The 13,058-nt window shown below is 37.1% G+C and carries 7 protein-coding genes and 3 pseudogenes; 4 read left to right on the top strand and 6 right to left on the bottom strand.

The window, feature by feature from the left end:
- The first annotated feature begins 492 nt into the window (after window positions 1-492).
- Together AC5EUN_RS17105 and AC5EUN_RS17100 are read left to right on the top strand one after the other, a co-directional pair.
- Complete coding sequence (locus AC5EUN_RS17105) at window positions 493-759, top strand: type II toxin-antitoxin system Phd/YefM family antitoxin (RefSeq protein WP_034617158.1); 267 nt, start codon at window positions 493-495, stop codon at window positions 757-759.
- Window positions 743-1,003, top strand: a complete 261-nt coding sequence (locus AC5EUN_RS17100; RefSeq protein ID WP_034617162.1) for a Txe/YoeB family addiction module toxin — start codon at window positions 743-745, stop codon at window positions 1,001-1,003. The genes AC5EUN_RS17105 and AC5EUN_RS17100 overlap by 17 nt, the downstream gene beginning before the upstream one ends.
- A gap of 41 nt (window positions 1,004-1,044) precedes the next feature.
- On the opposite strand, the gene AC5EUN_RS17095 is transcribed toward AC5EUN_RS17100, so the two are convergent.
- Complete coding sequence (locus AC5EUN_RS17095) at window positions 1,045-1,452, bottom strand: surface-adhesin E family protein (protein WP_034617165.1); 408 nt, start codon at window positions 1,450-1,452, stop codon at window positions 1,045-1,047.
- Between the two features lie 157 nt (window positions 1,453-1,609).
- Here AC5EUN_RS17095 and AC5EUN_RS17090 point away from each other — a divergent pair, with 157 nt between their 5' ends.
- Window positions 1,610-2,602 carry a restriction endonuclease gene (locus AC5EUN_RS17090; protein ID WP_224469586.1) on the top strand — a complete coding sequence of 331 codons (993 nt, stop codon included), beginning with the start codon at window positions 1,610-1,612 and terminating at the stop codon, window positions 2,600-2,602.
- Between the two features lie 372 nt (window positions 2,603-2,974).
- Here AC5EUN_RS17090 and AC5EUN_RS17085 read toward each other — a convergent pair whose 3' ends face one another.
- Window positions 2,975-4,633 carry a UvrD-helicase domain-containing protein gene (locus tag AC5EUN_RS17085; protein WP_049176418.1) on the bottom strand — a complete coding sequence of 553 codons (1,659 nt, stop codon included), beginning with the start codon at window positions 4,631-4,633 and terminating at the stop codon, window positions 2,975-2,977.
- Window positions 4,630-6,549, bottom strand: a complete 1,920-nt coding sequence (locus AC5EUN_RS17080; RefSeq protein WP_049176417.1) for an ATP-dependent nuclease — start codon at window positions 6,547-6,549, stop codon at window positions 4,630-4,632. Before AC5EUN_RS17080 ends, AC5EUN_RS17085 begins: the two co-directional genes overlap by 4 nt.
- A 234-nt stretch (window positions 6,550-6,783) precedes the next feature.
- Here AC5EUN_RS17080 and AC5EUN_RS17075 point away from each other — a divergent pair.
- Window positions 6,784-7,716 (top strand): annotated as a pseudogene (locus tag AC5EUN_RS17075) (IS5 family transposase).
- Between the two features lie 248 nt (window positions 7,717-7,964).
- Here AC5EUN_RS17075 and AC5EUN_RS17070 read toward each other — a convergent pair.
- From AC5EUN_RS17070 to AC5EUN_RS17060, 3 genes and pseudogenes are all read right to left on the bottom strand, one after another.
- Window positions 7,965-8,730, bottom strand: a pseudogene (locus tag AC5EUN_RS17070) (IS5-like element ISAba31 family transposase).
- Window positions 8,731-8,960: 230 nt separating this feature from the next.
- Window positions 8,961-9,893, bottom strand: a pseudogene (locus AC5EUN_RS17065) (IS5 family transposase).
- Between the two features lie 478 nt (window positions 9,894-10,371).
- Complete coding sequence (locus tag AC5EUN_RS17060; protein WP_493352497.1) at window positions 10,372-13,038, bottom strand: excinuclease ABC subunit UvrA; 2,667 nt, start codon at window positions 13,036-13,038, stop codon at window positions 10,372-10,374.
- Between the last annotated feature and the right edge of the window lie 20 nt (window positions 13,039-13,058).

Genomic DNA, 13,058 nt, shown 5'->3' with positions numbered 1-13,058 from the left:
CATAGTGCGATAAGACAATATTGTACCTAAGCAACAGGTTTGCAATATCAAACCATTGATTGGCATCTAAATCGTTAATCTTCGAAATAGGCCTAATTTTGCCGTTCAAAGTTATATTTACATCTGATAAAAATAGAATTTCCATTTCACAAAACTGCTGATTAACGGAAGTATCGTTCATTTTTTTTTATAGCATTTATGCCTTAGAAAACTAAAAGAACACTTATTGTATAGCGCGTAAAAATTGCGATTTTCTTATTCTTCCAGCTTTACATCTTGTACAGAATATTGTACATTTTAATTGTACAGAATATTGTACAAAACTATGTTTTTGCAAACATGAACTCAAACAGCCAATTTTTAATTTAAGTGTCCATATAAAGTATCTATAGCGAATTTATGAGCCAATGTGCCAACCAACTAATGCTAGATCAGTGAAGTGACCATATATATATTGTTTAAGGCTAAATATTTAATTAGGAAGTGCAAAACATGCAAGTATTTACATATACAGATGCACGTAACAATCTAAAATCCGTTTTAGATAAGGTTATTGATGATGCAGATGTAGCAGTAATTACTAGGAAAGAAGGTAGTCATGCCGTTGTTATGGGGCAAGAACACTATGACAGCTTAATGGAAACTTTATATCTTCTTTCATCTCCTAATAATGCTGCTCGTTTAAATGAGTCAATTGCCCAATTACGTGCATCCCGTACTACTGAAAGGGATCTCATCGAAGATGAATCGGACAATTGAGTTTACAGATAACGCTTGGGATGATTATATCTACTGGCAAACGCAGGATAAAAAGGTACTCAAGCGTATAAATGCTTTAATCAAAGAGTGCCTACGAACACCATTTGAAGGAACAGGAAAGCCCGAACCACTTAAGGCGAACCTTTCAGGCTTTTGGAGTCGAAGGATAGATGAAAAGCATAGGTTGGTTTATGAAGTTACGGATGAACGGATTAGCATCGTTCAGTGTCGGTTTCACTACTGAGCAATCAAGCCCTTACTCAACAATGTAAGGGCTTTTTGGTGTTATGAATTACCTTGGCCATACAAAGCAGAGCACACAGCATACAAAATATTCTCGCCTTTTGAGTCAGGTATTACAGGTTCGTATTGAGGTGAACGGAAGATTTGAGAATCTATTAACTTAGTCTTTTTATAAGAATAGTAAGCGAGAAGTCCTAGTTCATTCGTCTTACATTTAACTCCATATTTTAATAATCTGTGATCACCAATACTCAAACCATCTTTAGATAAGTCTGTATGAACAACCATCTTTAGCCAAACTTCCGCTTGTTCCAGTGTTTCATAAGTCTTTACCGTACGGTCTGGGTCTATATAAGTAACAAATTCATCATCTTTACTCCATTCCATCCAATCAGCTTGAGCTATAACAGGAACAGCAATGATTAACCCTAATAATAATTTTTTAAACATGACTTACCCCTCATAAGTTGCTGAATTATAACAGACGATCACACTTAATCACATGAGATTGACGTCCTAATCTTTATGAAATGCCCGCCTTAAAAGCTAGAAAAAATAAAATTCTTGATTTATAAGATACTAGCCAAAACAAATACTTGTATTAAAAATGATGAATATATTATTAGTTAGAAGCCATATCTCAATTATCGAGACTGATAGAGTTGGTTATGGTTGGTCTAAAGTAAACTTTTCAAATTTTTCGACTTTACCTGAAGTAATTAAAGAAATTAAACAACAATATGTTAAAGGCATAGGTAGAAGCACTAATCGTATTAAAAGATTTTTTAATCTGACCGAAGGTGATATCGTGATCGTTCCCTTAGCAAAATCAATTGCTATAGGAATAGTAAGTGGGAAAAAAACTTTTGACTTGAGTCTGACAGATAAAAAAGCCTGTAACCTTATTAACGTAAATTTCTTCAGAACGAATGAAGGTCATATTCTACGAATCCCAAGAAAGTCTCTTACACATGGATTAGAGAGTAGGCTAAAAATACAAGCACATAATACAAACTTAAAAGAGTTCAAAGATGAAATTGAAAGAATTATTGAATCAATAGCATCTAATGGTACATATAAACAAGAAAGTTATCTATTGGAAAAAATAGCAGAGGCTGAGGCTAGTTTTAAGGAGAATCTACTTAAATCTTTGACAACAGGGACAACTTGGTTAGCAGCAGGCGGTGAAGGGCTTGAACTTCTTATCCTTGAGCTTTTAAAAATAGAGGGATATACAGCTAAAAAACAGGCTAAAAACCAAAGTTCTGATATTTCAGATATTGACATAAAAGCTAGCAAAATTGATAGGTTTTCAGAATCAAATTTATTTTTTCAGGTTAAACATCACTGTAATATCTCTAGCAAGCATGGATTAGAACAGCTTATTGCTTATGTTGACACCGATGATATAGAACATGAAAAGTGGTTCATAACTACGGGGAATTTATCTGAGTCTTCAATCCAATATGCAGAGGATCACAACATTAGAGTCATGGTGGGAGATGAGCTAGTTGATTGGATTTATGAAAATATTGGCGATCTCTCAAATGGGACTAGACACAAACTAGGAATTATAGAAATTCCTTTAGTAATACAATGAATTATCCTATAAAAAGAGTTTATTAAGTAATAACTCTGGATAATTCTATGTGAAATCAAAGCTGTAGGTTTCTCTTATTCAGCCCGTTCTCTATATAGGGTGGGATTTTTTTATTAGCAAATAGTCAATCACTGATTCGCATAATTAAAGAGAAAGGATTCGTATTTGAAAATTACGATAAAGTCTGCAAATTATTACGTTCAGCAAATGCATCAATTGACATAGCCTCTATCGTTGAACGACACATCAGTTGTCATTTTCCTAAACGATTAATCTATACTTTAGTATGCTTAACGACATTCGATGACACCTTTCAACGACATGACAGATGTCATTTTCTGAAAACGAACCTCCAAGCTTGTATATTAAAGACTAAGCTTTTGGTAAATAACTCAAAAATTCTGAGTGAGATGCTCGTTGAATGTCCCATCGGTTAGTATAAGAGGGTGGGCGTTCTCGTTCTGCACAAGATGTCATAATTAGACGACGTTTAGCTCTAGAGACTCCAACAAAGAAAGAGCAACGTTCTTCATCCGCTTTTCCCCAAAATGTTTGATCTTCAACACCTAGTAAAATTACGGTATCAAATTCTAAGCCTTTGCTTTTATGGATTGTTAGGATACGAATGGTCTGATCATCCGAGAAACGTTCTAGTGCATTCACTAAATTAGAATCTATTTTAAGAAGTTCTTCTATTCGAGATTTTGTATTCCGTAAAATTTCTTTTAACCGATCTATGGATTCATATTCTGGAGATAAAGCTATTATAGTTTCTTTCCCAATTTGTTCAATGAATTCAGTTATAAAGTGCCACCATCTTGAGTGAGGATCTTCAGATGATTGTTTTGCTATATCTTTTCTGTGTCGTTTAATGAGCTGATCAATGTCGGTTCTAATATTTAGTTGAATATCCTCTTCTTCAAATGGAATTAATAGATTTATCAATCGAACCCATGCTTTAGGTTTACATTGGTTATATAGACAAGATAAATAGTCCACAATAAGTCTTGCGGCAGGTTCCACCGAAATATCCTGCATTTGTTGTTCATTTCTATATGGAATACCTCTCTCTGCGAAAAGGTCCATTAAATGATGTCCATAATATTCAGGTTGTTTTGAAATGAGTATTGCAATTTCGGCTGGAGGTATTTGTTCGCTATTTATCCAAGTTGTGATTAAGTCAGTTAAATACTCAGCTTCCTCTCGGCTATTATCAAATCGAAAATCTAGAGCCTCTCCTTCATCACCTGCAAGTTGGTTATCAGGCATTACAGATGGAGGATCAAGTACACGGATAATTTCATTTTGCATTCTAAGAAGAAGTGGTTTTGATCGAAAGTTTAGATATAAGTTAAGTGAAATAGCATTAAAGTCCAGAGCAAAAGTTGCGAAGATGCCGTCTAATGCACCTGCCCATCCCATAATTTTTTGCTTGATGTCTCCAACCGCTGTTAGGCGTATACAAGTATTCTGGAAAGCTAGTTTAACAAGCTCATATTGTTTATCAGTACAATCTTGAAATTCATCTAAAAAGACGTCGCTATATGTTTGTCGAATGGCATTTCGGGCAATATGCGACTGATTCAAAATTTGTATGGCTAATGGAACTAGATCTTCATAGCTGATTTGGTTTCGAGTACGCCCATTCTTGCGTTCACTAATTTTGTATCCTGCATCTAACGTATCTTCGCCTGTTAAAACTGCTCGAAATTTATCAATAATTCGTTTAGCAAAAGAATGAAAAGTATAACTATCAAATCTAGATGATAGGTCAGTACCACATCGACGATAAACTCGTTCTTTGAGATTTTTACTGGCATCAACTTTGAATGAGATTGCTAGAATGCGTTTAGGATAAGGACATGAATTTGTTCTCAACAAGAAGTCTGCTTTTTGAGCAAGCATTTCTGTTTTTCCTGCTCCAGGCCCAGCAGTTAAGGCGAGACATCTTTCTAACTCTTTTGCCGCTCTTAAAGCATTGGGTTCAAGTATTAAGCCATCTGAAGGTTTCCATATGTCGATAGATATCACTCAGGAAGCTCCTCAAGTTTGCTAATAACAGCATCGGCTAATCGGCCAAAAGACTCAGGTATTCTTCCTAATAAGGTTATGTTATCTAATTGGGCTAATGCATTAATATGGGCAGCTGGTTTACTACCAAGTTTGAAGCATCTATGGTAAGTACTAAACAGTTTTAGTTCATTCTCAGAATATTGTTGTGAATTGACATGGCTTTTACCAAGGACAGATTTAATCGTTCCTTCATCTGGATATTCTTCTTCAACTTCATATGCATTTGGATAAGCTTTTAGCATGGAGAAATCCAAGTCCATTGGGTTTGAAAAAAATATTCCTCGATTTTCTAACTCTGCAAAAAGATCTATTTCCTGATAGAAATGATGGGTGCGGATGGGTGTATCAGTCGTATTCCATTTAGGAAGAGGCCACTCACTTGGAAGTGCTTTTGTAGGTTCAAATTTTATAAGTTGATCATTAACATATTTAATACGGCCCCATCCAGCTCCATAGCGAGCTACATCAAGATCAAGCAAAGTTAGGTATGGAATTTCAAGTGCTGAGAGTAACCGCCAAAAGTGGTTAACATGTCTCCCTCCTAAAGGTGCAATAGTCACTGCAGATTCATCAACCGATGCTTCTTTGGCTTGAAGAATACGTGGTAGTACAATTTCTTCACTGTCACCTTCAACAAGCAAGACTAATCTAGAGAAATATATTTCAGGAAAAGCTTGTACTGCTTCCCGTACAAATTTATGTCCTTCATCTAAACATTCTGGAAGGATAATATTTGTGATTTTGGTACAACGATTAGCTGAAAGTCGTAAATAGCGGATATATTCTGGGGGAATGCGTTTGATCATAGAAGGTGCATGTGTAGCAATTAGGGCTTGAGCATCTCCTTTACCAAGGACTGAATTGATGGCATTTACAATCCTACCAAGATAGTGAGGAGATAGACTATTTTCAGGTTCTTCCAAAGCAATCAATGTAAAAGCAGGGGGGCGAAGTTTAATAGCATTAAAGGATTTATCTTCCTCTGCCAATACTGAACGGCCAATAGATTGAGATGACAATACTAGTGACAAATAAAGCATCGATTTCTGACCATCGCTCAGTCTTGAAAAGTCGACAAGGTTTTCGTCATGGCCAGGAGAGAATGAGATGGACATATGTCTTAGAAGTGCTTCAATCTCAGATGCTACGAATGTAATTTTCGGGTCGGTAAAGAAGTTACCTTTATGCAGTTTTTCCCATATCTTTTTTAAATTGGTACTGAATGCATCAATAGATAAATTAGCTTTGAGGTTATCGCTTATTTGATTGGTTAAATCCCTAATTGTGTTTCGTTCATTTTCCCAATTAATAGCTCGTAGCATGCGACCTAATAAAGCATTGGTACTATAAGCAATATGATCAGCTGGATCCCTTTGAGCTGGTAAATAGTGAACGTGAATATGGTTACGTTCGGTTCTAGGAACTGTTGAGGTATTGAGAGGTGTACCATCTGGGTTAATATCAAGTACATATACAAACTCTTCCTCAATGTCTCCATCAATCCCCATTGTTGCATTTAATCGAAAGCGAACTCGAGGAATACCATTTTGATCATCTAGACGCATATGCCCAAAGTGAGGCGCAACTGTAAAGTTATCTGTATCATTTACTAGTTCTGGAAAAGTAAAGTTTGCTTCAATCCATAATTTTCTTTCATCTGGTGGAGTTTCTTCATCATGCGGAACGTGAAAATCTGATCGAATAATACGACGTAAAGAAGGGTCAAATGCAAATAGCCGGCATAAAGCTTGTAATAAAGCTGTCTTTCCAGAGCCATTTGGACCAATTAGATATGTAATTTGTTCAAGCGAGAGTTCTGTGGAACTTTCACCAAAAGATTGAAAATTTGATAGACGAAGACTTTGTAACTGCAAGGAAATGCACTCCCTTAAATTTATACTCTTTGTTCTAATACATTGATCGCTAATATTCATAGTAAATCAAATGTTTATAAAGTGTACAATATGTTTATATGATGTTAGGTGAAAAGTTGAAGAGGGTGATTTCTGTGTTTGGATATAATTTTAATGCCAGCAATATTATTAGATCTATTAGGCTTTGTTGCACAAACCTATCTATAAAGGCTTATTCGGCAATATAATTTGCAAATGAATAAGCCTACACCCAAAATTTATCGTACAACCAATTGGTCTTCTTATAACAGTGCATTAATAAATCGAGGAAATCTCTCAATTTGGTTTGATACTAAGACTCAATGGTATGCGCAACCAGAAGGCAAGCATGGTCGAAATCAAACTTATTCTGACGCAGCCATCCAATGCTGCTTAATGATTAAATCTCTATTTCGATTGTCTTTACGCATGGTCACAGGCTTTGTTCAAAGTATCATTAAACTTTACGGATTAGATTGGACAGCACCGGATTATTCAACCATTTGTAGAAGACAAAAGCATATTGATATTCAAATTAGCTATGAAAAGAGTTGCAATAGACTGCATCTACTCGTCGATTCCACTGGCTTGAAGTTCTTAGGTGAAGGTGAATGGAAACGTAAGAAACATCAACCTGAATATCGTCGCCAATGGCGTAAACTACATATTGGGATAGATTCTAAAACCCTACAAATACGAGCAGTTCAGCTTACAACCAATAACGTGAGTGATTCGCAAGTCCTTGTTGATTTACTAGATCAAATTCCGTTGAATGAACAAATTGATTCAGTCTATACAGATGGGGCTTATGATACAAAATAATGCCGTCAGGTCATTGCAGATCGGCAAGCACATGCAGTGATTCCTCCTAGACAAAATGCGAAGCCTTGGAAAGATACAAAGACCAGTTCGCTAGAGCAAAATGAATTACTACGAACAGTTAAACGTTTCGGCAGGACACTATGGAAAAAATGGGCAGGCTATCATCGCCGAAGTTAGGTCGAAACCAAGATGCATTGCATCAAGTTATTAGGCGATAAACTCAGTGCAAGGAGTTTTGATAGTCAGGTCAATGAAATCCATGCACGCGCAGCCGTGTTAAATAAATTTACAGAATTAGGCAGACCTCATACCCAAGTTGTCACTTAAATTTTAGCAACTTAGGAAAACTCTGCCGTCAAAGGCTTTATGCAACAAAGCCCTTTGAATGTACAAAATAAAAATGAGCATCAGGAAACGAGACTGATGCAAGAAGAAAATAAAAAGTTAGTTAGTCGGATAGTAGCATTGGAATCAGAATTAAAAGAACTTCAGAATTATTAATGTCGGAGCAAACAGGTGCTTTATTTTGATGTGTTATTAAAGAAAATTAAAAATTCATTAGGGTCTGTTGACATTTACTGTTCATAATTAACCCTATAAAGGTAGCCATAAAAATATACAGGCTAAAGCAACAGAACTTTGATAATTTCTTTTGAGCTTGTCATATCGAGTAGCTATTCCTCTAAATTGCTTTAATCTACAAAACATATTTTCAACTAAATGCCTGATTTTATATAAATACCAGTCCATATGGTCATTGTTCGATTGGCTATTTGTTTTCTTTGGTATATTCGCTTTAGTCCCTGTTTTCCTGATCTGTTCACGCAGTGGTTCTGAATCATAGCCTTTATCTGCACATACCACTTTTGTCTCTTTTAAATCTAATGTTGATATTAAATCAGGTGCAACTTTAACATCATGTGTGGTTCCATCGGTAATCATGAAATCAATAGGATTGCCATGTGCATCAACAATCAAATGTATTTTTGAGGAGTTTCCTCCTACACTTTTAGAAATAGATTGATTCGCTATGCCGGCAGAATGTTGATGAGCACGTACATGAGAGCCATCAATAAAAATCCACTCCATATCGGGGCATGAGGCTAGTAATTTGAATAATCTAAGTAACTTACCGCTGCTTGACCAACGATTAAAACGTTTGAAAATAGAGTTTGAATGACCAAAACAACAAGGAATATCTCGCCACGGACAGCCTGTTCTAATTCTATAGAGAATAGCTTCAATAAAATTGCGTAAATTTGAGTTGTGGTGAATGGATAAATTACGCAGAATAACTTTCAACTTTTGCCAGTGTTGATCTGTCAGCATGGTACGAGGCATAGCGAATGGTAAAATTGGGTTTGGCGATTTGATTTTACTACTTCGCTATTTTTTAAGCTAAAAGTGTCAACACACCCTAATTAAAAATATAATAAGGGGGGGATTTTATTTTTAACTTTTAACTTCGGTTATTTATTGGAGGATTACCTAATTATTATCGTCATTTTGTTGTTTAAGTAGGCTTTGTTGCATAAAGCTCTTAAAGATAGAGTTCTCTAAGCATCTCAAATTTAAGTGACAACTTGGGTATGAGGTCTGCCTAATTCTGTAAATTTATTTAACACGGCTGCGCGTGCATGGATTTCATTGACCTGACTATCAAAACTCCTTGCACTGAGTTTATCGCCTAATAACTTGATGCAATGCATCTTGGTTTCGACCTAACTTCGGCGATGATAGCCTGCCCATTTTTTCCATAGTGTCCTGCCGAAACGTTTAACTGTTCGTAGTAATTCATTTTGCTCTAGCGAACTGGTCTTTGTATCTTTCCAAGGCTTCGCATTTTGTCTAGGAGGAATCACTGCATGTGCTTGCCGATCTGCAATGACCTGACGGCATTATTTTGTATCATAAGCCCCATCTGTATAGACTGAATCAATTTGTTCATTCAACGGAATTTGATCTAGTAAATCAACAAGGACTTGCGAATCACTCACGTTATTGGTTGTAAGCTGAACTGCTCGTATTTGTAGGGTTTTAGAATCTATCCCAATATGTAGTTTACGCCATTGGCGACGATATTCAGGTTGATGTTTCTTACGTTTCCATTCACCTTCACCTAAGAACTTCAAGCCAGTGGAATCGACGAGTAGATGCAGTCTATTGCAACTCTTTTCATAGCTAATTTGAATATCAATATGCTTTTGTCTTCTACAAATGGTTGAATAATCCGGTGCTGTCCAATCTAATCCGTAAAGTTTAATGATACTTTGAACAAAGCCTGTGACCATGCGTAAAGACAATCGAAATAGAGATTTAATCATTAAGCAGCATTGGATGGCTGCGTCAGAATAAGTTTGATTTCGACCATGCTTGCCTTCTGGTTGCGCATACCATTGAGTCTTAGTATCAAACCAAATTGAGAGATTTCCTCGATTTATTAATGCACTGTTATAAGAAGACCAATTGGTTGTACGATAAATTTTGGGTGTAGGCTTATTCATTTGCAAATTATATTGCCGAATAAGCCTTTATAGATAGGTTTGTGCAACAAAGCCCAACTGATGTGTCGTTCAACGTCTATTCCACAAATTTCTCCGTCTTACCATATATACTTCGTATAATCTTAATTATGTTAAATCCGATACACCTAACTACACCATGAAGTTCCTTAGATTTCAAAGTAGCCTTGAAGTTCTGCATACCATTGTGTCTTTGAATCGAACTAAATGGCAATATTCCCACGATTAATGAGAGCTCGATTATATGCGGGCCAATTGGTTGTGCGGTAGATTTTCTGTGTAGGCTTCTTCATTTGAAAATTATATCGCTGAAAAAGTCGTTACAGATAGCTTTGTGCAACAAAGCCCTTAGTTGAAAAAAACTTTTAGATTTCATGCTGACACACCACCTAAAACAAAAAAATATCTGATTGATTTTACAGGCTTTTAATTTAAGGTTTTATTCTACCCACTCGCAATATCAACGTTTAGTATCACGACTCACTAACTCATTAACTAAATATGGAGCAGTACGGCTATCTTGATTTTCTGTTATTTGTTTTGGTGTTCCTGCCACAACAATATTCCCACCAGCATTTCCAGCACCTGGTCCCACATCAATCACCCAATCTGCTTGTGCAACGGCACGCATATCATGCTCAATCATAACCACGGTATTACCCGCATCGACTAATCGCTGCAATTGAACTAACAATCGATCTACATCTGATGGATGCAAACCTGTAGTTGGCTCATCAAGTATATACAGTGTATTTCCACGCTGATTGCGTTGCAGCTCGGTCGCCAATTTAATACGTTGCGCTTCTCCACCAGATAGTTCAGTCGCTGGTTGCCCTAAACGTAAATAACCTAGGCCAATTTCCTTTAATAATTGTAGTGAACGAGCAATCGAGACCTCTCCATCAAAAAAATCACGTGCTTCATTGACGGTCATTCCTAATACTTCAGCAATATTACGTCCATTCCAGCGAATTTTCAGAGTGTCATCATTATATCGAGCACCATGACATGTCGGACAAGGGGCATATACACTTGGCATAAACAATAATTCTACACTGACAAAGCCTTCACCTTCACAAGTTTCACATCGCCCTTTAGCCACATTAAACGAAAAACGTCCAGCATCATAATGAGCTTGGCGAGCTTCAGGAGTCCCAGCAAATAACTTTCTAACATGATCAAATAAACCCGTATAAGTTGCCAGATTAGAACGTGGAGTACGGCCAATTGGTTTTTGATCAACCTGTACCAGACGCTGTATAGCCTCCACATCACCAGCCAGAGAACCCTGTGTAACCTCGGTAACCAACATTCCTTCATTTAAAGGATTATTTTCATTATTGTTTTCAGTTTCAGATTCATTGCCTAAATATGAAAGTACTAACTCGGGTAAAGCTTGAGAAACGAGACTAGATTTACCTGAACCTGAAATACCTGTAACTGCTGTAAGTACACCAAGAGGTATACGAGCATCAATATTATGCAGGTTATGTCGGTAAATATTGTTAAGTTCAAGCCAACCAGAGGGTGTACGTCCATAACTTTGAGTAACTGGGATTTTATTAAATAAATAACTTGCAGTACGTGAAGCTGAAATCTCACTTAAACCCTGAGGTACTCCACTATATAAAATATTACCACCTTGCTCTCCTGCATCTGGTCCAACATCCACTAACCATTGAGCACGACGCATGAGCTCTAAATCATGCTCTACAACAAATACGGAGTTTCCAGCGTCTCTTAATTTATCGAGAGAATCATATAATGAGTGACTATCTGAAGGATGTAATCCAGCAGACGGTTCATCCAGTACATAAACTACACCAAATAGCATAGAACTTAATTGTGTTGCTAAACGCAAACGTTGTAACTCTCCCGCTGAAAGAGTCGGTGTGGCTCTATCTAATGTTAGATAACCAAGACCTAACTGGCGTAATTGATTTAAACGCCCCACCACACCATTTGCTAAACGCTGGGCAGCAATTTTCTTTTCATCTGAAAGTGCTGACGTACGTCTTACATCTGGAGATACAGAATGCACAGCTCTACCTGTTGTTGCTCGTTCAGATCTATCAAGTTGGGTTACTTTATTATTAGTCTTTTCTCCAGCATCATGAGCGTCGAAATTGCCAAGAACAATGGGCTCAAGCAGGCAAGTTAACTTATCCAAAGAAAGTTGCATAAACTCACCAATATCTACTCCAGCAAAGGTAATAGATAAGGCTTCTGGTTTAAGGCGTTTACCATGACAGGAAGGGCATATTTTTCCTTCCATAAAACGTGAAACACGTTTTTTCATCAACGTACTTTGGGTATTAGCAAAAGTATGAAGGACATAGCGACGAGCACCAGTGAAAGTGCCCATATAGCTGGGTTCTAGTTTACGTTTAAGTGCAGATTGAGTCTCAGCGGGGCTTAAACCAGCATAGACAGGAACTGTTGGGGTTTCTTCAGTAAATAAAATCCAGTCTCTATCCGATTGCGGTAAATCTTTCCATGGTCGATCAACATCATACCCTAGGGTTACTAGGATATCGCGTAAGTTTTGCCCGTGCCAAGCAGGTGGCCATGATGCGATAGCTCTCTCACGAATACTGAGTGTTGGGTCAGGAACCATTGTCGATTCTGTAACTTCATAAATGTGACCTAAACCATGACAGGTAGGACAAGCACCTTGAGGAGTGTTCGGTGAAAAGTCCTCGGCATATAACATTGGCTGATCGGCAGGATATGCACCAGCACGCGAATAAATCATTCGCACGAGACTTGATAAAGTTGTTACACTTCCAACAGAAGAACGGGTATTACTTGCACCACGTTGTTGTTGCAATGCTACTGCTGGTGGTAGACCATCAATAGCATCAACATCTGGTACTCCGGCCTGATCTATTAAGCGTCTTGCATAAGGTGCAACAGATTCGAAATATCTTCTTTGTGCTTCAGCAAAAATAGTTCCAAAAGCAAGTGATGATTTTCCTGAACCCGATACACCTGAGAAAACAACAAGTGCATTTCTTGGGATAGAAACATCTACATCCTTAAGGTTATGCTCACGTGCACCTCGAACTTCAATACAATTATTAGATAAAGTAATGTTATTGTGTTCACCAAAAGAATGTATTTTCATGTTTCTACGAGCCTGTAAAT

This window comes from Acinetobacter sp. CAU_H_S170_2, assembly GCF_058890445.1.
Note: the sequence above shows the minus strand (reverse complement) of the source record. Positions and strands in the feature narration are given on the sequence as shown.

Bases quoted from the DNA above. Each gene is read 5' to 3' on its own strand.
- AC5EUN_RS17060 (WP_493352497.1), bottom strand. From the start codon at position 13,038: ATGAAAATACATTCTTTTGGTGAACACAATAACATTACTTTATCTAAT.
- AC5EUN_RS17100 (WP_034617162.1), top strand. From the start codon at position 743: ATGAATCGGACAATTGAGTTTACAGATAACGCTTGGGATGATTATATC.
- AC5EUN_RS17095 (WP_034617165.1), bottom strand. From the start codon at position 1,452: ATGTTTAAAAAATTATTATTAGGGTTAATCATTGCTGTTCCTGTTATA.
- AC5EUN_RS17090 (WP_224469586.1), top strand. From the start codon at position 1,610: ATGATGAATATATTATTAGTTAGAAGCCATATCTCAATTATCGAGACT.
- AC5EUN_RS17105 (WP_034617158.1), top strand. From the start codon at position 493: ATGCAAGTATTTACATATACAGATGCACGTAACAATCTAAAATCCGTT.